22 protein-coding genes are annotated in these 24,531 nt (G+C 71.2%); 14 read left to right on the top strand and 8 right to left on the bottom strand.

Going from position 1 to position 24,531, the window contains the following annotated elements; genetic code table 11:
* Window positions 1-497: 497 nt before the first annotated feature.
* On the top strand, window positions 498-890 hold the full coding sequence (locus tag ACFKCF_RS03705; protein WP_394490578.1) for a YybH family protein: 393 nt from the start codon (window positions 498-500) through the stop codon (window positions 888-890).
* A 109-nt stretch (window positions 891-999) separates the two neighbouring features.
* Here ACFKCF_RS03705 and ACFKCF_RS03700 read toward each other — a convergent pair whose 3' ends face one another.
* A complete protein-coding gene (locus ACFKCF_RS03700; protein ID WP_394490577.1) occupies window positions 1,000-1,248 on the bottom strand; it encodes a hypothetical protein in 249 nt (82 codons plus the stop codon).
* Window positions 1,249-1,376: 128 nt separating this feature from the next.
* Between ACFKCF_RS03700 and ACFKCF_RS03695 the strand changes: the two genes are divergently transcribed.
* On the top strand, window positions 1,377-2,225 hold the full coding sequence (locus ACFKCF_RS03695; protein ID WP_394490575.1) for a hypothetical protein: 849 nt from the start codon (window positions 1,377-1,379) through the stop codon (window positions 2,223-2,225).
* Window positions 2,226-2,378: 153 nt separating this feature from the next.
* On the opposite strand, the gene ACFKCF_RS03690 is transcribed toward ACFKCF_RS03695, so the two are convergent.
* Window positions 2,379-3,038 (bottom strand): FadR/GntR family transcriptional regulator, encoded by a 660-nt coding sequence (locus ACFKCF_RS03690; protein ID WP_394490573.1) that lies wholly within the window; start codon window positions 3,036-3,038, stop codon window positions 2,379-2,381.
* Between the two features lie 301 nt (window positions 3,039-3,339).
* Complete coding sequence (ppgK, locus tag ACFKCF_RS03685) at window positions 3,340-4,062, bottom strand: polyphosphate--glucose phosphotransferase (RefSeq protein ID WP_394490571.1); 723 nt, start codon at window positions 4,060-4,062, stop codon at window positions 3,340-3,342.
* Window positions 4,063-4,282: 220 nt separating this feature from the next.
* Here ppgK and ACFKCF_RS03680 point away from each other — a divergent pair, with 220 nt between their 5' ends.
* Together ACFKCF_RS03680 and ACFKCF_RS03675 are read left to right on the top strand one after the other, a co-directional pair.
* Complete coding sequence (locus ACFKCF_RS03680; RefSeq protein WP_394490569.1) at window positions 4,283-5,338, top strand: TIGR03118 family protein; 1,056 nt, start codon at window positions 4,283-4,285, stop codon at window positions 5,336-5,338.
* 339 nt (window positions 5,339-5,677) lie between these two features.
* Window positions 5,678-6,361, top strand: a complete 684-nt coding sequence (locus tag ACFKCF_RS03675; RefSeq protein ID WP_394490567.1) for a TenA family protein — start codon at window positions 5,678-5,680, stop codon at window positions 6,359-6,361.
* On the opposite strand, the gene ACFKCF_RS03670 is transcribed toward ACFKCF_RS03675, so the two are convergent.
* Window positions 6,322-6,900 (bottom strand): HAD family hydrolase, encoded by a 579-nt coding sequence (locus ACFKCF_RS03670; RefSeq protein WP_394490565.1) that lies wholly within the window; start codon window positions 6,898-6,900, stop codon window positions 6,322-6,324. The genes ACFKCF_RS03675 and ACFKCF_RS03670 overlap by 40 nt on opposite strands.
* 108 nt (window positions 6,901-7,008) lie before the next feature.
* Here ACFKCF_RS03670 and ACFKCF_RS03665 point away from each other — a divergent pair, with 108 nt between their 5' ends.
* The gene (locus ACFKCF_RS03665; protein ID WP_394490563.1) at window positions 7,009-7,815 is read left to right on the top strand and encodes a DUF4253 domain-containing protein; all 807 of its coding nucleotides are present in this window, start codon (window positions 7,009-7,011) and stop codon (window positions 7,813-7,815) included.
* Window positions 7,816-7,861: 46 nt separating this feature from the next.
* On the opposite strand, the gene ACFKCF_RS03660 is transcribed toward ACFKCF_RS03665, so the two are convergent.
* Entirely contained in the window at window positions 7,862-8,695 is an 834-nt protein-coding gene (locus ACFKCF_RS03660; RefSeq protein WP_394490561.1) for an SAM-dependent methyltransferase, read from the bottom strand.
* A 184-nt stretch (window positions 8,696-8,879) separates the two neighbouring features.
* A complete protein-coding gene (locus tag ACFKCF_RS03655; protein ID WP_394490559.1) occupies window positions 8,880-10,142 on the bottom strand; it encodes a Scr1 family TA system antitoxin-like transcriptional regulator in 1,263 nt (420 codons plus the stop codon).
* Between the two features lie 202 nt (window positions 10,143-10,344).
* On the opposite strand from ACFKCF_RS03655, the gene ACFKCF_RS03650 reads away from it, so the two are divergent.
* The 6 genes from ACFKCF_RS03650 to ACFKCF_RS03625 all read left to right on the top strand — a co-directional run bounded on the left by ACFKCF_RS03650 (window position 10,345) and on the right by ACFKCF_RS03625 (window position 16,279).
* Window positions 10,345-11,091 (top strand): hypothetical protein, encoded by a 747-nt coding sequence (locus ACFKCF_RS03650; RefSeq protein ID WP_394490557.1) that lies wholly within the window; start codon window positions 10,345-10,347, stop codon window positions 11,089-11,091.
* A 104-nt stretch (window positions 11,092-11,195) separates the two neighbouring features.
* On the top strand, window positions 11,196-12,335 hold the full coding sequence (locus ACFKCF_RS03645) for a hypothetical protein (protein ID WP_394490555.1): 1,140 nt from the start codon (window positions 11,196-11,198) through the stop codon (window positions 12,333-12,335).
* Window positions 12,336-12,347: 12 nt separating this feature from the next.
* Window positions 12,348-12,554, top strand: coding sequence for a hypothetical protein (locus tag ACFKCF_RS03640; RefSeq protein WP_394490553.1), 207 nt, complete (start codon window positions 12,348-12,350; stop codon window positions 12,552-12,554).
* 64 nt (window positions 12,555-12,618) lie between these two features.
* Complete coding sequence (locus ACFKCF_RS03635) at window positions 12,619-13,344, top strand: hypothetical protein (protein ID WP_394490551.1); 726 nt, start codon at window positions 12,619-12,621, stop codon at window positions 13,342-13,344.
* Window positions 13,341-14,507 (top strand): FAD-dependent oxidoreductase, encoded by a 1,167-nt coding sequence (locus ACFKCF_RS03630; RefSeq protein ID WP_394490550.1) that lies wholly within the window; start codon window positions 13,341-13,343, stop codon window positions 14,505-14,507. The genes ACFKCF_RS03635 and ACFKCF_RS03630 overlap by 4 nt, the downstream gene beginning before the upstream one ends.
* A gap of 44 nt (window positions 14,508-14,551) precedes the next feature.
* A complete protein-coding gene (locus tag ACFKCF_RS03625) occupies window positions 14,552-16,279 on the top strand; it encodes a hypothetical protein (RefSeq protein WP_394490548.1) in 1,728 nt (575 codons plus the stop codon).
* Window positions 16,280-16,316: 37 nt separating this feature from the next.
* Here the strand turns inward: ACFKCF_RS03625 and ACFKCF_RS03620 are convergent, their stop codons facing one another.
* Window positions 16,317-18,239 (bottom strand): Xaa-Pro dipeptidyl-peptidase, encoded by a 1,923-nt coding sequence (locus tag ACFKCF_RS03620; protein WP_394490546.1) that lies wholly within the window; start codon window positions 18,237-18,239, stop codon window positions 16,317-16,319.
* Window positions 18,240-18,311: 72 nt separating this feature from the next.
* On the opposite strand from ACFKCF_RS03620, the gene ACFKCF_RS03615 reads away from it, so the two are divergent.
* Together ACFKCF_RS03615 and hrpA are read left to right on the top strand one after the other, a co-directional pair.
* Window positions 18,312-19,388: an ADP-ribosylglycohydrolase family protein gene (locus tag ACFKCF_RS03615; protein WP_394490545.1), complete on the top strand. Its 1,077-nt coding sequence runs from the start codon at window positions 18,312-18,314 to the stop codon at window positions 19,386-19,388.
* Window positions 19,389-19,498: 110 nt separating this feature from the next.
* The gene (gene hrpA, locus ACFKCF_RS03610) at window positions 19,499-23,371 is read left to right on the top strand and encodes an ATP-dependent RNA helicase HrpA (protein ID WP_394490543.1); all 3,873 of its coding nucleotides are present in this window, start codon (window positions 19,499-19,501) and stop codon (window positions 23,369-23,371) included.
* On the opposite strand, the gene ACFKCF_RS03605 is transcribed toward hrpA, so the two are convergent.
* Window positions 23,361-23,486 carry a hypothetical protein gene (locus ACFKCF_RS03605; RefSeq protein ID WP_394490541.1) on the bottom strand — a complete coding sequence of 42 codons (126 nt, stop codon included), beginning with the start codon at window positions 23,484-23,486 and terminating at the stop codon, window positions 23,361-23,363. The two genes, hrpA and ACFKCF_RS03605, sit on opposite strands and share 11 nt — an antisense overlap.
* 340 nt (window positions 23,487-23,826) lie before the next feature.
* Between ACFKCF_RS03605 and ACFKCF_RS03600 the strand changes: the two genes are divergently transcribed.
* A complete protein-coding gene (locus tag ACFKCF_RS03600; protein ID WP_394490539.1) occupies window positions 23,827-24,480 on the top strand; it encodes an HAD family hydrolase in 654 nt (217 codons plus the stop codon).
* The last annotated feature ends 51 nt before the right edge of the window (window positions 24,481-24,531 follow it).

Raw genomic sequence — 24,531 nt, 5'->3', positions numbered from 1 at the left:
CACCGCCCCCGCTCAGACCGGGGCGATGCCGTTATGGCATATCGGCTGCGCCGACAACAGGCAGGCGGCTATGCTCCAGTCTCCACCGGGGGGTAGACGTGCGGGCTTCGATGGGCCAGCGGCAATACACAACGCCGTCCTGAATCGATGCTGTCGCAACGTTCGGCGTCCTCGCGCTGAGGGAGGGGTTCGGGGTTCGCCTGGATTCGCGGCACTGGACGGACGCTATCGGCGGCGCCCTGTGCGCTGGTCTCGGGGCGGCAACGATCGAAGCTCTGACCGGTCTCATCAAATCCAGTGAACCGTTACCGTGAGTAACACCCCAACGAGCTAAAGGCGTCGTGCGGAGTGGCCAAACGGCGCATTCGCTCGTGACGGGCGCGGGCATCAAAGCGGCCATGAGCAAGGTTTTTGCGCGCTGGACACTTCTACCGGCGGCGATCGTCCCCGTCCTTCTGGTCGCCGGTTGCGACCTGGGTGGTGACAGTACGCGAGCGATGAAAGCGGCCGCAACCCCGACCGGGACGGCGACGGCGGCGAGCGGGCAGCCACGCGGCGTCGTCGAGTCCTACTTCAACGCGCTCAGGGCGGGGAACGTGGACCAGATCGTCAGCGTGTTCGCGCGCGACGCGGTGGTCGAGATCGACGGGGAGGCCACGGCGGAGGGCATCCAGGCGATCCGCACCCTCTACCAGCAGCAACTGCAGGGCGCGACGGACCTGGTGTCGGCCACGCACAGCATCGTGGACGTGCGCACGACCGGCGCTGCGAACGCCGCCGTCCGCTCGGGGAGCAAGCAGGGGGACGCGAGGTTCCGCGAGCTGTTCCTGCTCGGCAAGGAGGGCGGGAAGTGGAAGATCTCGGAGTTCATGAACAACCAGTCGTCCTGACCGGCCGTGGAAATGGACTGGGCGCCCTTTGCGGGACGCCCGCCGGGAATGGCGGGAATTCCGGGACGGATTTAGCGGGCCGGTTATGGGCGGCCGGTCACGGGGCGGGCTACGACTGTGCGGTCCCGCGCGGGATGCGCGGGCTGATGCGGCCCTGGTCGACCAGCGCCAGGTAGACGGCGAAGGCGCCCCGCGCCCACGTTTCCGCCTGTCGCGTGGTCAACCTGATCTCCTCGCCCTCGTGCGAGACGATCAGGTATCCGCCCCAGGGCGTACTGCGTCGCCACGCCACCAATACGTTCTCGTAAACGAGGACGTCGAGCATTGCGGTCACATATGCGCGTCCGGTGGCGGACACGGCGCAAGCCTCCTCGCTCCCCGCCGAATTCTCGCCTTTCCTCCATTGTGCGCGCCATATCGGGAAATGTCGCAGGCCCGTCAGAACCTGGGCCGCGCCTGCGGTGTATCCGTACCGGAGGTGGTCCCATGAAGAGGATTCTGGCCGCGCTGGCCGCCGCGGCGGCGCTGGCCCTGAGCGGCCTGCCGGCCGCCGCTGCCGGCGGGTGGGCGGTGACCTACCTGGATCCGGCGCCGTCCCGGTTCGAGGGCGGGACGTCGTACGCGCTGGGGTTCTGGGTGCTGCAGCACGGCTCCCATCCGTTCGAGGGGGAGCTCGGGGCGGTCGGGCTGCGGTTCACCGGGGCGGACGGGAAGAGCCTGCTCTTCGTCGGCACGGCGCTGCCGGAGGCCGGGCATTACGCCACGTCGGTGGTGGTGCCTGAGGGGGTGTGGAAGGTGGAGGGCGTCCAGGGGCTGTTCCGGCCGTACGAGGTGGGGACGCTGACCGTTCCCGGCGGGCTGAAGGTCGATCCGGTGCCCCCTGACATGAGGGCGCCCGTGTCGGCGGGGAAATCGTTCTGGGGGTCCGTGCGGCCGCCCGGGTTCCCGGATGGGGGTACGGCGGTGATTACCCGGGCGCCGCAGGGGCAGGGGAGTGCCGGTGCTACCGACGTGGGGCGGGACGGCTCCGGTGATACCGGTGTCCAGCGGGACGGCTCCGATGGCGCCGGTGTGGGGCCGGGATCCGGCGGGGTGCCTGCCTACGTGCCGGCGATCGCCGCCGTCGGTGGCGCGCTGGTCGCGGTGGCGGCTCTGTGGCTGCTGCCTCGGCTCGGCCTGCCGGGTCCGTCGCCTCGGCCGCCCTCGCCGGACGGGGCGTCGCCGAGGCGGCCGGCCCGCCTGGCGTGGCTGACCCGCCGGCCGCGCCGGACGGAGGCCGAGCCGGACCCGCCCACGGGCACGCCGGGGGAGACGATCGTCATCTCCGGCAAGTGACCGGCGGGCCCGGCGAAGAGAACGCCGGGGTGTGCCTGCGGCGTCGCTTTCCCGAGCGGCACCGCGTCGCAGGCTCACCCCGGTTCCGCCGCGCGAGCCACGTCGCGTCCCGATGCCGGGCGAGTGGCCCCGCGTCCCTGCGCCGCGGGGCGGTCAGAGGTCGCGTTCCTGCTGGTCGAGGATGGCGACGGAGACGGCGACCGCGCGTGCCGCGTCGCCGTCCTCGATCGCGCGCAGCAGGTCGTCGTGGGAGCTGTCCGGGGTCAGGGCCGCCTGCTCCTGGTCCCTGACGCTGTCGCGCAGGGCGTCGCTCATGCTGCGGTAGAGGTCGCCGAGCAGGGCGTTGTGCGCGGCGTCCGCGACCAGCAGGTGGAAGTCCACGTCCGCGTCCGCGAAGCCGTCGAGGTCGCCGGCGCGGGCGGCCGCGTCCCGGCGGGCCAGCGTCGCGCGCATCGCGGTCAGGTCCTCCTCCGAGCGCCTGCCCGCCGCGAGCCGGGCGGCCACGAGGTCGAGGCCCCGGCGCACGTCGATGATGTCCATGGCGGCCGCCGTGTCGAGCCGCCGGCGCAGGGCCACCTTGGACTCGTCGGTGGCGGTCACGTACGTGCCGTCGCCCTGGCGGGTGTGCAGCAGCCCGGCGTGGGCCAGGACCCGCACCGCCTCGCGTACCGACAGCCTGCTCATGCCGAGGCTCTGCGCGAGCTGGCTCTCGGACGGGATCTTGGTGCCTACCGGCCACACACCACGCGCGATCTCGCGGCGGAGCTCGTCGATGGCGGCGTCCACGAGCGAGGTCCGAGCGACGTTTCGCATGCACCCTCTCCTCATCGGCTGGAGAACACCCACCATAAGAGCTATCGCGGAAGGCGGGGTAGTCCGGCCGAGTCAGTGCCGGGGGAGGGCGGAGAGGAAGGCGGACTGGACGGCCTCGAAGCGGCGGCCGGCGTCCCCGAGGTCGAACGGCAGGGCGCCCTCGCCGTGGCCGATCGGACAAGTCGGCGTTCCCCACCTTCCTGTCCCCCGAGCGGGGCGACACCCTGCCGTACGCCGCGAAGGACTTCGAGTGGGTCGCCCCGGGCCGGGCCCGGACGAACTGAGCCCGGCCCGGAGCGGCTCATGAGTGGCGGGAGGCGGCCAGGGCGGCGCCGATGATGCCGGCCTCGTTCTGGAGGGCGGCGGGCACCACGGGCGTGTCGATGTGGACGTGCGGCAGGAACTTCTCGGCCTTCCTGCTCGCGCCTCCGCCGATGACGATCAGCGAGGGTGACAGCAGCATCTCCACGTGCCGGAGGTACTCCTCCACCCGCTCGGCCCACTTCTCCCAGCTCAGCTCGTGCTCCTCCCGCGCCCGCGCCGACGCCCGGTGCTCGGCGTCCTTGCCGTGCAGCTCCAGGTGCCCGAGCTCGGTGTTGGGTACGAGCGTCCCCTCGGTGAACAGCGCGCTCCCGATCCCCGTGCCGAACGTCAGCACGAGCACGGTCCCCCGCTCCCCGCGCCCGCGCCCGTAGGTCACCTCCGCCACGCCGGCCGCGTCGGCGTCGTTCAGCACGGTCGCCCCGCCGAACAACTTGGCCGCGTCCACGCCGATCCACGAGTGGTCCACGTTGGCGGCCGTCAGCACGACCCCGTCCTTGACCACGCCGGGGAACGTCACCCCGACAGGACCGTTCCAGCCGAAATGCTTGACGATCTCCGCCACCGCCTCCGCCACCTCATCGGGCTTGGACGGCTGGGGCGTGGGAATGCGCAAGCGCTCCTGCACCAGTTCGCCGGCCTCGATGTCGACAGGGGCGCCCTTGATTCCCGAACCGCCGATGTCAATGCCCAACACGTTCATGTCAATCCCTCTCCCCTTCAGGACACGAAAAAACTCCCGTCCTGATATTTCCGGAACCGGCTGAACCGCCCCACACCCCTCCACGTATCTCGCGTCACAAGCGCTAACTAGGAGGCAACGGATGCGGCCACGCATCATCACACTCTGCGCTGTTGCGGTTGTGCTGGGAGCGACTCTCACCACTCCCGCGCACGCCACCACAACCAGGAACCGATTCGACGTGATCAACCTTGTGTCGGACGTTCAGGGCAAAGCCCCGGTCACCGACGCCAAGGTCGTCAACCCGTGGGGCCTGGCCATGGGCAAGACTCTGTGGGTCTCGAACACCGGCACGGGCACCGCCACCGTCTACTCCGGCACGGGCAAGAAGGAGCAGACCGAGGTGTGGATCCCCGGCGGAGCGCCCACCGGCCAGGTGTTCAACCCGGGCGAGGGCTTCACCGTCAAGGGCAAGCCCGCCACGTTCATCTTCTCCAGCCCGAGCGGAGCCATCACGGGCTGGAACAAGGACGTGGACCCGAAGAACGCGATCATCGGGGCCTTCACCCGCGGCGCCGACTACAAGGGGCTGGAGCTCGTCGAGACCGACGACGGAGACTTCCTGCTGGCCGCCGACTTCGCGAGCGGGCGTATCCACGCCTTCGACGAGGACTTCCGGCGCATCAGCCTGAAGAGCTGGCAGTTCCGCGACCCGGGCGTCCCGAGGACGTACAAGGCCTACAACGTGGCGATCGCCAACGGCAGCATCTGGGTGTCCTGGGCCCTGCGTGACCCGTCCACCGGCAAGCCCGAATTCGGCGAGGGCAAGGGCTTCGTGAGCCGCTTCAACGCCGGCGGACGCCTCACCGGCCGCATCTCCAGGGTCGGGCTCAACGCCCCCTGGGGGATCACCGCCGCGCCGAGGGGCTGGGGACAGTACAGGGGCGCGCTGCTCATCGGCAACTTCGGCGACGGCACCGTGCACGCGTACAAGAACAGCCGCCACCTGGGCGCGCTGGCCACGGCCGACGGCAGGCCGATCGTGCTGCCCGGACTGTGGGACCTGGAGCCCGGCACCGCCACCAACGGCGGCGAGAACTCGATGTGGTTCTCCGCGGGCATCGACGGCACCAAGCATGGCCTGATCGGCATCATCGCCCCGCAGGGCACCAAGCCGACGTCCACCGCGACGCCCACGTCGACGCCGTCGAGCTCCCCGACGAACCACCCGTCGGGCCACCAGACGAGCGCCCCCAGTAACCGGTCGTCCTCCCAGAACCCGTACGGCGGGTACTGAGCGGCGCTCTCTCGCCGTCGCCCCCGGCCTGGCGAGAAGCGCAGCTCGCCTCCCACGGCCGGGGGCGGCGGTCACGCGGACGTTTCCGGCGCGGTTGGCGCGAGCCGCGCCGGAAACAACCCCCCTTGTTGGTGCTTCCCGCCGCACCCTTACTCCTCGCCGCACTCCGGCTGAGGTCCCTTTGAGGGAGTAAGGGAAGGGCTGGCTCCTCCCGGAGGATGTGGTGTCCTCCGGGAGGAAGGGGTTGAGGTCCTCCGGGAACGGGCCCGGCGGCCTTCGGGACGGCGAGGCGAGGTCCCCCGGCGCTCCGCGAGACGAGCGCTTGGGTACGGTCGGATCGTGAGCGAGCGATCTTTCAGTGAATGGCTCAGGGAGCAGTGCGAGCCCGAGTGGACGGCGGTGGTGACGCACCCGTTCGCGATGGCGATCACGACGGGCTCGGCGCCCGACGGCGACATGCGGCACTACCTGGAGCAGGACTTCCAGTTCGTGGACTCGTTCACGGCCCTGCTAGGGGCGGCGGTGGCGAGCGCGGACACGTTCGAGGCGCGGGTGCCCTACGGGAAGTTCCTCGGTCAGGTGGCGACCACCGAGGAGAAGACGTACTTCCACCGGGCGCTGGCCGCGCTGGGCGGGCGGACCGACGCGCCGCCCGAGCCGGTGACGGCCGCGTTCAGGCAGCTCATGGACGAGGCGCGGACGTCGCAGGACTACCTGCTGATCGTCGCCGTGCTCTGCGTGGCCGAGTGGTGCTACCTGGGCTGGGCGTCACGGGCGCAGGAGCCGCTGCCGGAGAGCTTCGTGCACCGCGAGTGGATCGAGCTGCACGAGGGCCCGGAGTTCCGGGCCTGGGTGGCCTTCCTGCGGGGCGAGCTCGACCGGCTCGGCGCGGACCTGGACGAGGAGCGCCGGACGGCGGCGCTCGACGTCTTCCGCCTGGCGGTCGAGCTGGAACGGGCCTTCTTCGACCAGGCCACCGACCATCAGCCCAGTACGGCCGCCAGATCCTGGAACGAGCGGTAGTGGACGCCGGTCATGCCGAGCGTCCTGGCCGCCTCGACGTTCTGCAGCCGGTCGTCCACGAACAGGCAGCGCTCGGGCGCGACCCCGGCCCGCTCCGCGGCGATCTCGTAGATTCGCCGGTCGGGCTTTGCCACGCCCACCCTGGCGCTGCTGACCACGACGTCCGCGAAGTACGTGAGCCCCAGCTGGTCGAGGTGCTGCTCCAGCGAGTCCGTGGCGTTGGTCACGATCACCACGGGCACGTGCTGCTGCGCCTTGGCCAGCAGCGCCCTGACCTCCTCGTCCACCCAGAACCGCACCTGCGCGAACTCGGCCACGGCCTGGCGGGCCGGCTCGTCGCCGCCGAGCGCGGCCACGACCGACTCCAGCCACTCCGCCTCGGTCGCCTGGCCGAGCGTGGCGGGCATGATCAGCGCTGGGTCGAGGGCCGTCTTCATGAGCGGCACGCCGTACCGGGCCTCGATGTCGGCCTGGGCGGCGTGGTCGAAGAGCCGGAGCACTCCATCAAGGTCAGACAGAACCGCGTCAAAGGGGATCACAGCCCCTCATTGTGACAGTCGCCAGCATTTCCCGCGTCGTCAAAGGTCCAAGGGCGACCGGCCGGACTACCATCTCCGAGACAGGATTCGGTATCGGAACGGTAGGGCATGAGCGCACGCGAGCTGGGGCGGCTGTTCGCCGACGGGGGCAGGGGGCGCCGGCTGCCCGCGGGGCTGCCGCCGGGCGAGGTGGTCTGGCCCGATCCCGGCTACACCCGGCAGGGCGAGGCGCTCAGGCCGGCGTTCTGGATGAGCGAGGAGGCGGCGTCCGGCGAGGACTGGACGCGCATGCGCGAGTGGCACCCGCACAGCGGCCTGTGGCCGGTGCTGCTGGACGAGTCGGCGCAGCCCTGGGGGGTCGGGCAGATCGTTCCGGACGATCCCCGCCAGATCGACCACTTCACCGCCGAGGGGTTCATGGCCGAGGTGTGGGAGGAGTGGGTGGCCCAGATGCCGCAGGAAGCGCTGGAGGAGCTGGACCCGTTCGGGGCGATCTGCCCCGGTCCCGCCCCGCCCGGTGTGCTCAAGGCCGCCCCCGAGGCGGTCGCCGACTGGCTCGCGCGCGAGCTGGCCGTCAAGGGGATGCCGCTCGGCCTGGTCGCCGCCCCCAGGGGCGCCGACGCGCTGGCCGTGATGGGCTGGCAGGGCGCGCTGCACCACAACGAGTGGATGGTCCCGCTGGCCGCCGTGGTACGCAGCTGGGAGGACCGGTTCGGGGCGCGGGTGGTGAGCGTCGGGTTCAACACCCTGGACCTGAGCGTGGCCGCGCCGCCGGTCGACCCCGAGCACGCGTTGCACGTGGCCGCCGAGCACTGGACGTTCTGCCCGGACAACATCGTCCAGGGCCCCGGTGACCTGCAGGGCTATGCCGAGCAGATCATCGGCGAGCACGCCTGGTCGTTCTGGTGGGACTGAGTCCGGCCGCGCGCCCGCGATGGAGGCGCGGCCGGACCCTCCGGTGTCAGGGGATGTGGGCCACGGCCCCGTAACTCCCCGAAGAACTCGGTTGTTCGGCGCAGGCGGTGTCGAGGTCGTCCGGCCGCCATTCCGGGATCCACACCAACCCCGGATCGACCAGCACCAGACCTTCGAGCAACGCCGCGACCTCCTCTCTGTTGCGAATCGCGTGACCCGGCAGCGTCATCGCCAGCAGGTCGTGAATCGCTCCCAGCAGCTCCGGCGGGATCGCGTCGAACGTGGTCTGCAGCAGCGACAGGTAGCTCCCTTCGGGCACCGCCTGCCTGATGCGCTTGATCACGTAGTGGAAGTACTCGTCGTCGTTCAGGCTGTGGGTCGACAGCAGCAGCACGGCCATGGGCCGGTCCCAGTCGAGGAACGTCTGCACGACGCGGTCATCGAGGATGTCGTCGATCTCGCGCACGTCGCCCTCTACGACGCGTACGAGGTCGGTGACGGGCTCGATGGTCGCCCGGGCTCCGGCCAGCACCATCGGGTCGTTCTCCACGTAGACCACGCGGGGGACCGCGCCGCGCAGGGCGTCACGGGCCACGTCGTGCAACTGTCTGCCCGCCGGCAGGCCGCTGGGCACTCCACTCCCGACAATGACGAACTGGTCCACACCTTCGCAGGCCAGATGGCGCACCACACGGCACAAATATTGGAGCACGGCCCGTGCGGCCGTCGTCACGACGGGAGCGGCCTGGTCGTAGCGGCGCACTGCGTCTCTGTCCGCCACGAAGTTGTTCTTTCCACCCGTGGCGGCGTCGAGAACCCGGGTGATCCTGGCTTGGGTCATCTCCAGCTTCGCCAGGTTTCGGATGGCACGCTGACGCATTGAGTGTTGCCCCTTTCCCCTCGCCCACTATCTCGGGAAAAGACTGATCCTTTCGGACCCCACTCGATGACCCAGAACTTATGATCCTCGCTGCGCGGCGGATGACAACCGGAAAAGCCATTAGTTTTCGGTATATCTGGCTAACCCTCTACCGCGAATAACGATCATCCATTAGGGAAGGAGATCACTTTCCGAGGGAACGCGAAAGCCGCTCGCGATGGAAATTCAACACCTCGAAAGTCTCTTCGCGGGTCGTCGTCGTCACCGATAGCTTGGTGAACGCCTGGTGGTAGGCCTCCACCGCGGCGGTGTCGGTGATCAGCTCGTCGGACTCGATGCCGTGGGCGCACGCGATGTCCGCCTCGAACGCCTCGGCGAAGCGCCAGAGCGTGAACGGGCCGGTGCGCGGCACGTAGACGGGGTCGTCCGTCGGGACCACATGGAGCGAGACGTTGGGCCGCTTGGCATGCTCGATGAGCTGGTCGATCTGGCGGAGCTGGACGTGCGGCCCGACGATCGAGCGGGTCAGCACGCTCTCGTCGACGACCGCCCACACCACGATGCCGCTGTCGCGGGCCACGGCCTCCTGCCGGGCCAGCACGAGGGCGAGCGCCTCGTCGACCGTCTGCTGCCCGAGCGTCGCCGGCCCGGCCACGGTGACGGCCGCCCTGGCGTACTCCTCGGTCTGCAGCAGCGGCGGGACGAACTGGGGGTGGTAGGTGCGGATCACCGTGGCCCGCTGCTCCAGCGCGTACGTGGTGGCCAGCCAGACCGGCACCGACTGCGCGTCGTACCAGGCGGCCTCGCGCTCGCCCCTGGCCAGCGACAGCACGTATTCGCGGATGGGCGGGGCGGTGACGCCGTAGAGGGCGAGCAGGCGCTCGGCGGTGATGGGGGCGGGCGCGATCCGGCCCTCCTCGATGGCCGGGATCGCGGCGGCTCCCTTGCCGATCGCCGTCTCCACCTGCTCGACCGACAGATCGGCGGCCAGGCGCAGGCCGTGCAGCCGCTTGCCGAGTGCCCGGCGCTGCGGCCCGCTCAGCGGCGCGGCCGCCTCGGGGATGTCGGGGGCGGACGGGGCCTCGGGCTCGTCGGGCAGCCCTTCGGCCCGGCGGGCCAGCTCCACCACGCCGCGCAGCAGGGTCAGGGAGCTCTCGGACAGATCTGAGGCGCCCAGGCCGATGGCGGCCGCGCGCAGCTGGAGGTCCTCGACGGCGCCGGATTCGAGGTAGTCGTCGCCGACCAGCCAGCCGACGCTCACCTGAAGGCAGGAGGCCAGCGCCCTGAGCACCTGGAGCGTCGGGTTGGTCTGCTTGCCGGTGCGCAGCTGGCTGACGTAGGCGCGGGTGATGGGGATGCCCGCCTCCGTCAGGGCGGAGGCGACCTGCGCGCCGGTGAAGCCGCGCTTGGTCAGCGCAAGATCGAGCCGCTCGGCGAAGTTCGCCACGGCACACCTCCATCCACCGCCCGTGAACTTTTCCAGCGTAAGGGACGCGAGCCGCACTGTCCCCTGCCATGCGGGGCAGCTCTGCCCCGCGAGTAGGTATCAACTTATGCGCAAACTGTCAGTTGACATAGCCTCAGTCGTAAGCAGACTATCGGAGGGCATGGTAACTGTGGCTTAACAGTCGGGGAGGAGGTGGCCGGACGTGACCATGGAATCCTCGTACCTCGAAGATCTGTCCTCCACCGGGCAGGCGCGAGTGGTGCGGCGGATCTGCGCGCGCGTGGCCGGGCCGGCAGTGGGAGCCGGCGTTCAGGTCGCGAGCCTGCCGCTCGGCGGCCTCCAGGTCTGGCTGGACAGCCCTCGTCACCGTTGGCGCTTCTACCACCGGATGGCCCGCGAGCTGCGGCTGGCCGGCTGGCACACGGAGACGGGACCTGATCGGCTGCTGTTGCTCGGGTGGAGTGCGGTCTGCCTGAGCCACCGGGCCAGGATGCTGAGCGCGGCCCTGGCGGGACGGCTGGCCGACTTCGACAAGACGGCCTTCATGGCCGTCATGATCGCCACCCGGCTGCGCCACGAGGGGTTCCCGGTGGAGGGACTCCCGGCCGAGGTGGAGGCTCGCTGCCGCGACGCGCTGCGCTGGCCCGCCCGGCTGGAGGACCTCGACGGCCTGGAACGCCGGTCGTCGCTGGAGCCGCTACGGCTCAGGCTCGCCCAGGTGGCGGGGCTCGAGGCCAAGGTCGGCTGCCGCTGCTGCGAACATCTCGCGCTCGCTTCGAAGGTCGCGCGCACGGTGGCCGGTGGTGCGGTGCCGGCCAGGTCGCGCGCGGGTTCGTCGGCATCGTGCTCCGCCATCCCGGATTCTTCCCCGGGGGTGGGGCTGACCGAGCGCATGGTCTGCGTCAGCGTGCCCAACGTGGCCACCACCAGAGCGGGGACGGCGCGATGACGCCGACGCCCATCCCCGCGCACCGGGCCGCACCGGTCCCGGCAGCCGTGGCGTCGCCACGGCACCGGGTCAGGAAGCGGCCGGCTCAACACATCGGCGTCGCCATGAGGTTCCCCGCCGCGCTCGCGCTGCCGCCCGGCGCGCCGCCCACCGGCCATCGGCCCTGGGGCGTCGCGTTCCGGTGCGCGTGCGCAGGAGCGGGAATGCTGGCGCTGCTGTCAGACAGCGGGTGGCCGCCGGCCGATCAAGGCCGACCCGCCCTGCTGATTCCCTGTGTGGGACTGATGGCCGCGCTTGTGCCGCTGGCCCCGGCGCTTCCCCATCCCTCCGGCATCGCGCGGCACGTGCCCGACTTAGTCGGCGCGGTGCTGTCGACCAGCGCGTTAGCGGCTGGCGTGCTGGCCGACACGAGGGGTAGCGCCTGGGGCCGGCTTTATCGGCGTCCGCCGGGCCGTGCGGTCGCGGCCGCGGAGCCGATCACGAGGTCGTACGCGGGATCGTACGTGACCTCGTGGCGGCATCGCGCGCCCGCGATCGACCTGCGGCTGCGGCGACGTAGCGGACTCCTGTCGGCGGCGGGCGCGTTCTGCCTGTTCGGCGCGGCGTCGTTCGCCGTGCTCGCCATGGGACCGCCTTTTGTGGAGACGGCCGGGCTCCTGTCGGCCATGATCGCGGTGACTCCGGCGGCCGTCCTGGCCGTCCGCCGCGTCGGGATCGACGGAGTCGTCTATGGCGGAGGCTTCGCTCTGGGCGGAGGTTGCGCGCCGCTGCTCGCCCACTCGTCTCCCGACGGGTGGAGCCTGCTCGGCGCGGTGCTGATGGGCGCCGGATTCGGCGCGCTCGCGGTCGGCCTTCTGGCGGGGACCACCGCGATCGCCGAACCCGGTCAGCACGCCTCCGCGATCGGCACCATCGGCACGTGGGCGATGCTGGGTGGGGTGATCGGCGCGATGGGCGCCACAGTGCTGGTCGACCGGCCGTTGTCGGAGGGGCCCGCTTCCGGGCCCGCCTCCGTCCTGGTGGCCGTTCTCCCGGCCGCCGTTCTGCTCGCCGCCACGGCGCTGGTGCGGGTCGCCGGGGCGTCGGGCCATGAGACCGAACCTCGATCTCAACGCGCGGCGGAAGAGGGGCCGGCGATGTTCCGCCGGCTCCTCGCCGAGCCGCGTGGCCACGTCAACCCAGTACGGAGCGAGGTTCTGGCCCGCTTCGCCACATACGACCCCAAGGTCGTCAACCCGCGATGAACAGGAGCGATCATGCTCACGGATGAACTGCGCCGGTCACAGCCACATGAGGTGCACGCACGCGGAGCGCGCCACGCGCCGCCGTCCTGGGGCGAGGACCAGGACGACGTGCCGCCGGTGGAACCGCCGCGCACCGTGCACCGGCTGCGCCGCATCCGGCAGGTGTCCGTGCGGGCGATCACCCCGATCGGCCACGCGTTACGCCACCCGGCTTCCTGACACCCACACCCTTCCCGCACAGGAGGAGAACCCATATGCGCACCGTCCTCGCCCGGAGCATTCAGTGAGCCGCGGCAGGGTGGGAGTGATCGTGGCGCCCGCCAACCCCTCGGCGGAGCCCGAGCTCACCCGCCTGCTCGGGTCGCGCGCCGACATGCACGTCACGCGCCTCCCGGTACGGCCCGGGCAGTCCCTGGCAGAACGGCTGGAAAGCTACAACGAGGCCCTGCCCTCCATGGTCTACGCGTTCGACGCCCTGCCGCTGAGCGCGATGGTCATGGCCTGCAGCGAGCCCCGCTACCTCCTCGGCCCCGATGAGGACCGCGACCAGTGCGCCGAGCTGACGGCCGCGACCGGGGTGCCCTTCGCCTCGGCCACGCAGGCCACCCGCGAGGCGATGGAGCACGCCGAGGTGAGCGACATCGTGCTGGTCTCCCCGTACCAGCCGTGGCTGACCGAGCTGGCCGAGCGGTTCTGGAAGACGGCCGGCCTGAACGTCACCCAGGTCATCCAGGTACGCGCGAAGAACGGCTACTCCTCGTACGCGGTCACCCCCGCCGAGCTGATCAGCCAGGTCGAACTGGCCGAGCTGCCGGCGGACGCGGCGCTGCTGTTCACCGGCACCGGCATGGCCACGCTGCCCGTGCTCGGCCCCCTCAGCGCCGGCAACGACCGGATCCTGCTGACCTCCAACCTCTGCACGGCCTGGTGGGCGCTGTCCAGGACCATCGGGCAGCAGGTGACGCTCGGCCGCGTGCCGTACCGGCGGTACATGGGAGGCGCGGCATGAACGGCGTCATCGTGGTGGGAGCGGGACCCGCCGGGCTGACCGCGGCGCTCTCGCTGGCCAGAGCCGGGATCCCGGTCACCGTGCTGGAGCGCGAGAGCGAGCTCAGCAAGCAGACCAGGGCCTGCACGTTCCACCCGGCCACGCTCGACCTCCTCGACGACCTGGGCGTCGCCTCCCAGCTCGTCGCCAAGGGCCGCGTCGTCGACCGGGTGCAGTGGCGCGACCGGTCCGGCATCGTGCTGGCCGAGATGGGCATGAACCGGCTCAACGGCCTGACCAGGCATCCGTTCAGGATCCACGCCGACCAGGCCGCGCTCACCCCGCTGCTGCTCACCGCCCTCAGCGCCTACCCGGACGTGGACGTGCGGTTCGGCACTCACGTGGACGGCGTGGCCGAAGGCGGCACAGGCATCCGGGTCCGCGTCGGCCACACCTGGACGCGGGCCCGGTACATGATCGCCGCCGACGGCGCGCACAGCACGGTCCGAGGCTCCCTGGGCCTGCCGTTCCCCAGGTCCGCCTATCCGACGCAGGCGCTGCGGGTGTTCACCGACTCGCCGCTGGACCGGCTGCTGCCGAGCCTGGCGCCGCTGACGTACGTGCGGGACGTGCAGCAGTCGTGCACGCTGCTCGGGCTGCCGGACCACTGGCGGATCATCTTCAAGATCCCCTGCGACACCCACGAGCCGCTGTCGCCGCCGAACCTGTCCCTGCTGGTCCGCCGGGCCCTGCCGGGCGCGAGCGGGCCGATCCACGTGACGGGCGCCGACCGGTTCGGGCTGTCCAGGGGCGTGCTGACGTCGTACCGGTGCGGCCGGGTGCTGTTCGTGGGCGACGCCGCGCACCTGACCTCCACGGTCGGCGGGCTCAACATGAACGCCGGCATCCACGACGCGGCGGAGGTGGGCCAGGTGATCGCGGCCGTGGTCGGCGGCTTCGCCCCGCCGGCGGCGCTGGAGGCGTGGGCCTGGCGGCGGCGCTCGGTGCTGCTGCAGCGGGTGATCCCCCCTCGCGAGACCCGGCTCGCGGGCGTGCGGGAACGCGACAGCGCCAGGCTGGCGGCCGCCATGGCCGGGCTGCGCGCCATCGCCGGGGACCCGGACGCGACACGTGCCTACCTGGCACAGGCCTCATTACTGGACACCGTGCCAGGGAAGAGGTGACGACCCCCCGTTCCGCGTACTGACTGGAGGAGGTGTGACGCCCGATGTGGCGAACCCTGTCTGACGACGCTCGCCAGGCCATTCGCGACCTGTGCGACAAGCACGGAGCCCGCCTCTACGACTACTGCCGCACGGAGCTCGCCGCGGGCGACGCCGAGCAGGCGGTGGCCGGCGCGGCGCTGACGGCGCACCTGTACGCGGATCGCGTGGTCGATCCGGCCCTGCGGCGGCCCTGGTTGTACGCGGTGGCCCGCGCGCACCGGGCGGTCGTCGCCAAGCCCGCGAGCATCGGCTCGTGGTCGCGGCCCGGCCGGATGTCGGAGCTGCTGCCCGAGGCGCTGCTCTCCCTGGAGCGCCCGCAGCGGGAACTGCTCGACCTGTCCATGCGCCACGGCCTGGCCGACACGGAGATCGCCGTGATCTTCGAGCTGCGCCAGGACGAGGTGCGGACCATCGTCACCCGGGCGGCCGAGTCCCTGGAGGAGTGGTTCGCCGCGATCATCGCCGCGCGGGGGCGCGACGGATGCCCGGAGCTGACGACACGCGTGTCGGCATGGGTCGCGGCGCCCGGCCGGCGGGCCAGGGCCAGGATCGGCCGTCACATCCAGTCCTGCGCGACCTGCCGGGCCGCGCCCAGGACCATGTCGGCGGCGGCGCTGCTGCGCCGCCTGCCGATCACCACACTGCCCGGCACACTTCCCAACCGGCTGGCGTTGGCGCAGCCGCTGCCCGGCGAGGGGCCTCTCTGGCGGGCGGACGGCTTTCCCGTGCAGGCACGCACACTGGTGGAGACCGGTCCTTCCCCGGCTCCTCCGGTCGCCGACGCCACGCCGCAGGTCCCGGTCGCCGACCCCACGACGGCGACCTCGGGAAAGCCCTGGTCGGCGGCGGGCGCGGCTGCCGCCGACCAGGAGCCCCCGGCGGCACCCGCCGTGCGCGGGCGGCACCCGTTCACGCCGCCGAGCCGTACGCGGGCCTTCCGCGGCGGCGCCTACGGCGACAAACTCGTCTACAGCGCCGCCATCAAGGGCTCGGGCAACGGCTCCCACAGCGAGGGCGCCATCATCCGGTACGGCGGGATCAACCTGGGCGGCGAGCTGGTCGAGCTGCGGGACGGGCAGGTCCAGGAGTTCTGGCGGGACCGGCTGGACGACGACGACCCCGAGGCGGGGCCGCCGATCAGGGCCGTGGCCAGGCTCGGGCTGATCGTGGGCGTGGGCCTGCTGGTGGCGGGGCTGGTCTGGGCCGTCGTGAACGCCCGCCAGCACCCACCGACGCTCACCAAGGCCTCGGCGCAGACGGGCGGCCTGCTGGACGAGCCGTCGCGCTGGGTGGCCGGGGTGGCCCCGATGGCCGCCGGATCCGGCCTGACGAGCATGTCCAGAGAGGCCGAGCTGCCCAAGCCCGCGCCCCCGGTGGCCAGGCTGTCGCCGGCGACGGCGTGGCTGGGCTCGGGGCGTACCGGAACGTTCGCGCTGTCGTGCGACGGTCGTTGCGAGATCGTCTCAGCCAAGGGCAGCGACGGCATCACCGTGTCCGGGAACACCTTCAAGGTGACCGCGCCGCTCTCGCGGCTCGACTGCTCCGGGCGGTCGAGCGTGGAACGGGGGAAGATCACCGTCCGGTGGACGGGCAAGGCAACGGGTGACGGCAGGACCACCGGCGGCACCACCGCCGGGCGCGGCACCCTGACCCTGAGCGTCGCCTGGACGGTCAAGCACCGGGGCACGCGGATGCTCGACGCCCGGCGCGGCGTCCTCTCCTGCAGGTGAGGGCCCCGGGCAGCGCGCCCGAGGCCCTCTCATGCCGCTAGAAGAACGAGAACCCGGGCTCGGGCTCGGGCAGCTCGACCCGGTCGGGACCGCGGAACGTGTTCGTGTCCCTCGGCACGTCCGCCAGCGGCGTGCCCAGGACGAACGGGACGACGACACTCGACCTGGCCAGGTCGAGGGTCACGGTCGCGCCGGTGGCGCTCTCGTCGCTGTAGGTCGCGTCGGTGCCGGCCACCACGAGGCCGAGCCGGTGGCCCTTCCTGAAGGTGTAGTCCTGCGGCAGCGTCAGCCACTTGACCGTCCCGTACGTGCCGGGCGGCAGCGGCGCGGCCTGGCTGAGCGAGTCGCGGTTCTGGACGTCGATCCAGCCGCGGGCGACGATCTCGAGCGGGCGGGTGGCCGTGTTCGTGACGACCTTCCTGTAGCAGGCGTCGTCGGCCGCGGTGCTCTCGCCGTAGCAGTCCTCCTCGGTGAGCGTGGTGATGCCCTGGCCGCGACGCCAGTCGACCCGGGTGCCGTCGCCGAAGTCGACGAGCAGGGCGGTCAGGTTGGAGGTGGGCTTGTCCAGCTTGACCCGCAGGTCCGCGGTGGGCGTGCCGGACAGGCGCAGGTCGAGCGGGAGCGCGCCCGTGGTGAACGCGACCCGTCCCGGGTTCGCCGTCCCGACGTCGGCCACCATGTCGCTCTCGGTCATGGCGACGTCGGTGAAGGAGGCCGTGCTGTTCCTGGCGGCGGGCTTCAGGCCGAGCGAGCCGTCGGGCGCGGGGCGCAGGGACGCCTTGAGCGCGAACGGCGCCGGCCAGTCGTGCTGGGTGGTCCAGCGGGCCGGGCCGATCTCGACGTCGGCGCGGGGCTCGTTCGTGATCCCGTTGCGCACGCCGTGCAGCCAGTGGTCGAACCACCGGTGCAGGGTGTCCACCCAGAGCGCGCGCCGGCCCTCGAAGTCGAACGGGTCCACGTGCTGGGTCTGGCCGACCCAGATCTTGCGCGGCACGTTGCGGTCGGCCAGGGCCTTCCACCAGGTCGAGAAGTTGTCGGGCTTGACGTTGAGGTCGTTGACCGTGTGGACGACGAACACGCTGGCCCTGACCTTGGAGGCGTCGGCGAGCAGGCCCTTGATGTAGTCGCGCTCGGCCCAGAACGGGTTGTAATCGCCCGTGTCGTCGCCGTCCTCGGCGTCCATCCTGTCGCGCACGGCCTGGCACTTGGCCTCGGGGTCGGTGTCGACGTAGTTGGCCAGCCAGGAGGCGTAGTCGTGGTTGTAGATGACGCCGTTGGAGCGCTGGTACTTGTACCAGGAGCTGATGGCCGAGATCGGCACGATGGTCTTCAGGCCCTCGACGCCGGTGGCGGCGACGGCGTTGGCCAGGGTGCCGTCGTACGACTTGCCGATCATGGCGGCCTTGCCCGTCGTCCAGTCGGCCACGGCCGGGGTGCCGTCCGCCCTGAACGCCTTGGCGCGGCCGTTCAGCCAGTCGATGACGGCCTTGCCGCCCAGGACGTCGGCCTTGCCGCCGATGTCCGGGCAGCCGTCCGATCGGGTGGTGCCGAGCATGTCGACGTTCAGGACGGCGTAGCCGCGGGGGACGAAGTAGTTGTCGTAGAAAAGCGGAAATTTGGTGATACTTCCGGCGGCGTCGTAAATCTTGCGCTCTGCCTCGTTTCCACGGCCGGAGTTGTCGTAATACGGGCTCTCATCGATGATCACCGGCACCTTGAGCCCGGGGCCGGACTCCTTGGGCCTGATGATGTCCACGCGTACCTTGTCGAGTTTGCCGTCGAGGTCGCTGTCGACGGTCGACTCGACGTACACGTGCTCGCGGACGGCGTCCGCGTAGGAGAAGACCGGCTGCGTACGGCCGTTCTGGACGGTGATGGCGGGTGCTGCCGCCGCCTGGGCGGGAGTCGCGATCGCGAGGGTGAGGGTGACGGCGAAGAGGGCCGGGCGTAATTGTGGCACGCGTGACCTCCGGGACGTGGCTCGAATAACCCGCAATCTCTCAGACCGCCTGGAGCCTGACAAGATTTCCTCATGGACGTACGGGATCGAGTACGAGGCTGCCTCCTCGGCGGCGCGATCGGCGACGCGCTCGGGGCGCCGATCGAGTTCCAGTCGTTGCGGGAGATCCGCAGGGAGCACGGGGCGGAGGGCATTACCGGATATGTCGCGACGTGGCGTGGCAAATCCGGCCTGATCACCGACGACACCCAGATGACGCTCTTCACGGTGGAAGGGCTGCTCCAGGCCCGCGCCGCCCACGCCGGCGGGCCACCGGCCGCGGGGAACGACGGCGCGCCGGGGTACCCGTACCCCGCGGTGGTGGAGCCGGTGCGGCAGGCGTACCTGCGCTGGCTCGACACCCAGGACCACCACGCCCCGCCGCCCGCGGACCGCCCGCACCGCACGGGCCGGCTGCGCGAGGAGAGCTGGCTGTACTCGCGCAGGGCGCCGGGCAACGCCTGCCTGTCCGGGCTCCACCAGCGCTTCCCCGGGCCGTCCCCGCTGGGGGAGCCGGGTCCGGTGAATCCGAACTCCAAGGGCTGCGGCACCGTGATGCGCTCGGCCCCCTTCGGCCTGGTCCCGCTCTCCGGCGCCGTGGGGGCGCGGCCCGACCCGCGGGAGGCGTTCGAGGTGGCGGCGGCGTGCGCGCAGATCACCCACGGGCACCGGACCGGCTACCTGGCCGCGGGCGCGTTCGCCGCGATCACCGCGTACCTCGTGGCGGGCGAGACGCTGGAGCCCGCCGTCCAACGTGCCCTGGACCTGCTGGCGGCCTATCCGGCGCACGACGAGACCAGCGCGGCCCTGCGCGCCGCCGTGGCGCTCGCCGCCGCCGGCGGATCCTCGCCGGAGCGGGTCGAGTCGCTGGGCGGCGCGTGGGTGGCCGAGGAGGCGCTGGCCATCGGCGTGTACTGCGCCCTGGCCGAGCCCTCCGTGGAGCAGGCCCTGCTGCTGTCGGTCAACCACTCGGGGGACAGCGACTCCACCGGTTCGGTCTGCGGCAACCTGCTCGGCGCCCTCCACGGCACCGGCGTCCTGCCCGCCGCCTGGCTGCGGCCCCTGGAGGGCCGTGACACGATTGAACGCCTCGCCGCCGAACTGGCCTGACCGACCGGTACCCCGCGCCACGCGGGATATTGGGATGCGCGCCCCGCCGGGGTCGGGCAGCATGGTCGGTTGGCTCCGGGGACGCGGGGCTCAAATATCCTGAAAGCAGTATGGGAACGTCTTCCTTGTCCTCTCCACTCGCCGAGCTCCACTCCCGCCTGCCCGAGCTCATGCCGCGCGACCAGCGGCGATTGCGGCGCAGGCTCGACGGCATGCGCCGGGTGCGGTCGCGGGACGCCCGGGACAAGATCGTCGCGGAGATCCTCGCCGACGTCGAGCGCGCCGAGCAGCGGCTGGTCCGGCGTCGCGAAGCCGTACCGGTGGTGAAATATCCGGAAAACCTGCCGGTCTCCCAGCGGAAAGACGACATCCTGGAGGCCATCCGCGACCACCAGGTGGTGATCATCGCGGGCGAGACGGGCTCCGGCAAGACGACCCAGATCCCCAAGATCTGCCTGGAGCTGGGCCGCGGCGTACGCGGGCTGATCGGCCACACCCAGCCCCGCCGCATCGCCGCCCGCACGGTCGCCGAGCGCATCGCCGAGGAGCTCGACACCGCCCTGGGCGAGGTCGTCGGCTACAAGGTCCGCTTCACCGACCAGGCGAGCGACCGCACGCTCGTCAAGTTGATGACCGACGGCATCCTGCTGGCCGAGCTGCAGAACGACCGCATGCTCGACCAGTACGACACGCTGATCATCGACGAGGCCCACGAACGCAGCCTCAACATCGACTTCATCCTCGGCTACCTCAAGCAGCTCCTGCCCAAGCGCCCCGACCTCAAGGTCGTCATCACCAGCGCCACGATCGACCCCGAGCGGTTCTCCCGCCACTTCGACGACGCGCCGATCATCGAGGTCTCCGGGCGCACCTACCCGGTGGAGGTGCGTTACCGGCCGCTCAGCGAGGACGACGACCAGACCCAGGGCATCGTGGACGCCTGCCGGGAGCTGATCTCGGAGGGGCCCGGCGACGTCCTGGTGTTCCTGTCGGGCGAGCGGGAGATCCGCGACGCCGCCGACGCCCTGGCCAAGGCCGAGTTCCGCAACACCGAGATCCTCCCGCTCTACGCCCGCCTGAGCGCCGCCGAGCAGCACCGCGTCTTCCAGCGCCACACCGGCCGGCGCGTCGTGCTGGCCACCAACGTCGCGGAGACGTCGCTCACGGTCCCCGGCATCAAATACGTGGTCGACCCGGGGTTCGCCCGCATCTCCCGCTACAGCCACCGCACCAAGGTGCAGCGGCTGCCGATCGAGGCCGTCTCGCAGGCCAGCGCCAACCAGCGCAAGGGCCGCTCGGGCCGCACCTCCGACGGCATCTGCATCCGGCTGTACGAGGAGGAGGACTTCCTCAGCCGGCCCGAGTTCACCGACCCCGAGATCCTGCGTACCAACCTGGCCTCCGTCATCCTCCAGATGACCTCGATCGGGCTGGGCGACATCGAGGCGTTCCCGTTCGTGGAGCCGCCGGACCGCCGCCAGGTCAAGGACGGCGTCAACCTGCTGCACGAGCTGGGCGCGTTCGACGCCCACGGCAAGCTCACCGGCGTCGGCCGCAAGCTGGCCGGCCTCCCCGTCGACCCGCGCCTGGGCCGCATGGTGCTGGAGGCCGAGAAGAACGGCTGCCTGCGCGAGGTCATGGTGATCGCCGCGGCGCTGTCCATCCAGGATCCGCGCGAGCGCCCGTCCGACAAGCAGCAGCAGGCCGACGAGAAGCACCGGCGCTTCGCCGACCCCGAGTCCGACTTCCTGGCCTACCTCAACCTGTGGAACTACCTGCGCGACAAGCAGAAGGAGCTGTCCTCCAGCGCCTTCCGGCGGCTGTGCAAGGCCGAGTTCCTCAACTACCTGCGCGTACGCGAGTGGCAGGACATCTACAGCCAGCTGCGCCAGTCGCTCGGCGCCCAGCCCAGCAGCCAGCCCGCGCAGCCGTACCACGTGCACGCGTCGCTGCTGGTCGGGCTGCTGTCGCACATCGGCGTCAAGGACGTCATGGACAAGCAGCGGGGGCAGGACGGCCGCCGGCCGATCCAGGAATACCTCGGCGCCCGCAACGCCCGCTTCGCGATCTTCCCCGGCTCGGCGCTGGCCAAGAAGCAGCCGCAGTGGGTCATGTCGGCCGAGCTGGTCGAGACCTCCCGGCTCTGGGCCCGCGTCAACGCCAAGATCGAGCCCGACTGGGTCGAGCCGCTCGCCCAGCACCTGGTCAAACGCACCTACTCCGAGCCGCACTGGGAGAAGAACCAGGGCGCGGTGATCGCCCTGGAGAAGGTCACCCTCTACGGGGTGCCGCTCGTGGTGGGCCGCAAGGTCAACTACGGCCGCATCGACCCCGACCTGTCGCGGGAGCTGTTCATCAGGCACGCCCTGGTCGAGGGCGACTGGGACACCCACCACCGCTTCCTCAAGGACAACCGCAGGCTGCTCGGCGAGGTCGAGGAGCTGGAGAACCGGGCGCGCCGCCGCGACATCATGGTCGACGACGAGGCGCTGTTCGACTTCTACGACCAGCGGGTGCCGGCCGACGTGGTCTCGGCCCGCCACTTCGACTCCTGGTGGAAGCAGGCCCGGCAGCAGACGCCCGACCTGCTCACGTTCTCGCCGGACATGCTGGTCAACGAGGGCGCCGACGTCAGCGCCCGCGACTACCCCGACACCTGGAAACAGCTCGGCCAGCGGATGAAGCTGACCTACCAGTTCGAGCCGGGCGCGGACGCCGACGGCGTGACCGTCCACGTGCCGCTCCAGGTGCTCAACCAGGTCAGCTCCGACGGCTTCGACTGGCAGATCCCCGGCCTGCGCGAAGAGCTGATCACCGCGCTGATCCGCTCCCTGCCGAAGGCCCTGCGCCGCAACTTCGTGCCCGCCCCCAACTACGCCAAGCAGGTGCTGGAGGGGGTCAAGCAGGGCGGCGAGCCGCTGCTGGCGGCCGTGGAGCGCGAGCTGCTGCGCCTCACCGGCGTACGCGTGCCACGCGAGGCCTGGCAGCTCGACCAGGTGCCCGACCATCTGCGCATCACGTACCGGGTGATCGACGAGCGCAGGCGCACGGTGGCCGAGGACAAGGACCTCGACGCGCTGAAGCGCCGCCTGGCCCCGCGCCTGCGGGAGACGCTCTCGCAGGCTGGCGACGACCTGGAGCAGACCGGCCTGCACACGTGGAGCTTCGGGACGCTGCCCAAGGTGTTCGAGCAGGGCCGGATGAAGGGCTATCCGGCCCTGGTGGACGCGGGCGACTCCGTCTCGATCAAGATCTTCGACACGGCGGCCGAGCAGCGCCGCTCCCACTGGCCCGGCGTGCGCCGCCTGCTCCTCCTCAACGTCAACAACCCGGCAAAATCCCTGCTGGGCGGCCTGTCCAACCAGGCCAAGCTGGCGCTGTCACGCAGCCCGCACGGCGGGGCGGTGGCGCTGTTCGAGGACGTGGTCAACGCGGCGGTCGACAAGCTGATGCTCGACGCGGGGGGCGCGGCGTGGGACCCGGTGGCCTTCGACCGCCTCTACCAGCACGTACGGGCTCACCTCCACGACACGGCGGCCGACGTGCTGTCGAAGGTGGAGCAGATCCTGAGCGTGTGGCACGCGGCGGGCGGCCGGCTGGATGCCCTGCGGGCGAGCGCGTCGACGGACGACATCCGCGACCAGCTCGGCAAGCTCGTCTACCGGGGATTCGTCACGGCCACCGGTTACCGGCGTTTGCCCGACATTCTGCGATATATCCGGGCGATCGACCGCCGCCTCACCAAGCTCCCCGAGGAGCCCTGGCGGGACCAGGAGTGGATGGACAAGGTCCACAAGATCGAGGACGACTACCACGACGTGCTGGAGAAGCTCCCTCGAGCGCGGAGAGGGGATCCGGACGTGGTGGAGATCCGGTGGATGATCGAGGAACTGAGGGTGAGCTTCTTCGCCCAGACCTTGGGCACGCCCACGCCGGTCTCGGAGAAGCGCATCACCAAGGCGATGGAGAAGCTCACGCCATGAAGATCGAGGTGTCCAGCTTGAAGTCGACGGGGGAGGGCAGTGCGATCGGGGTGCCGATGATCACTCTGGTCATCGCCTGATAGGCGCCATTCTTGATATCGCATGTGCCTCTCACGCCGAGACGGCGTTCACGTCGCGTTCGTAGAAGCGGTAACCGGCCACCGCCGTAGCACCGCCCTCACGCCGTCGGGCGACCGCGCGCCCTGCGTGAGCTCCCGTCCCGATCCCACGGCCCCGACGGCCGGAGGTGGGTATCGAGGTAGGAGAAGTCGATGCCGGCACGACGTCGGCGGTGTGGCGTCCGCCCTCAGCGAGTCGTCCGTGTGATTGGCCGGGACGCGAGCGGCGGCGAGTCGGCGGTGCTTCGCGTCGGGCTCTGGCCGCAGGAAGAAATCCCCCTTATAGGATTTGGCAGGCGTTTTGTGTAGGTGCGCGGGGTGAAACCGGGGGGATTGATGATCAAGGCCGTGGTGTTCGACGTCGGAGAGACGCTGATCAGCGAGGCGCGCATCTGGGCGCGCTGGGCCGAGCGGCTGGGCGTGAGCCATTTCCTGCTGATGGGCGCGCTCGGCGGGATGGCGGCGCTGGACCGCCCCCACACCGACGCCTTCGAGCTCATCCGCCCCGGCTTCGACGCGGACGCGGAGGAGGCCGCCTGGGAGCGCGACGACCCCGACAGCCTGCGCAACCACTTCGACGCCGACGACCTCTACCCCGATGTGCGCGAGGCACTGGCGGCCATCGGGGCGGCCGGATACCAGGTGATCATCGCCGGCAACCAGCCGGCGCGGGCCTACGGGGCGCTGGTCGCCATGGACCTGCCCGCCGACTCCGTGCACACTTCCGAGGGATGGGGCGTGTCCAAGCCGGAGGCCGGGTTCTTCGCCAAGGTCGCGGCGGTCGCGGGGCGGGAGCCCGGCGAGATCCTCTACGTCGGCGACCGGCTCGACAACGACGTGCTGCCGGCCGCCGCGGCGGGCATGCGCACGGCGCTGCTGCGCCGCGGTCCGTGGGGATACCTGCACGCCGAGCGCCCGCAGGCGGCGACCGCCGACGCGATCGTCGACGACCTGCACGCCGTGCTGCCCGTGCTGCGACGCCTAGGCTGAGCGCCCGCGCCGGGGCACCGCGCGGGCGGCGGCTCCGGCGCGGTGACGGAT

It is taken from the genome of Nonomuraea sp. JJY05 (assembly GCF_043496855.1).
Taxonomy (GTDB): Bacteria; Actinomycetota; Actinomycetes; order Streptosporangiales; family Streptosporangiaceae; genus Nonomuraea.
This window is presented reverse-complemented; position numbering and strand designations above follow the sequence as displayed.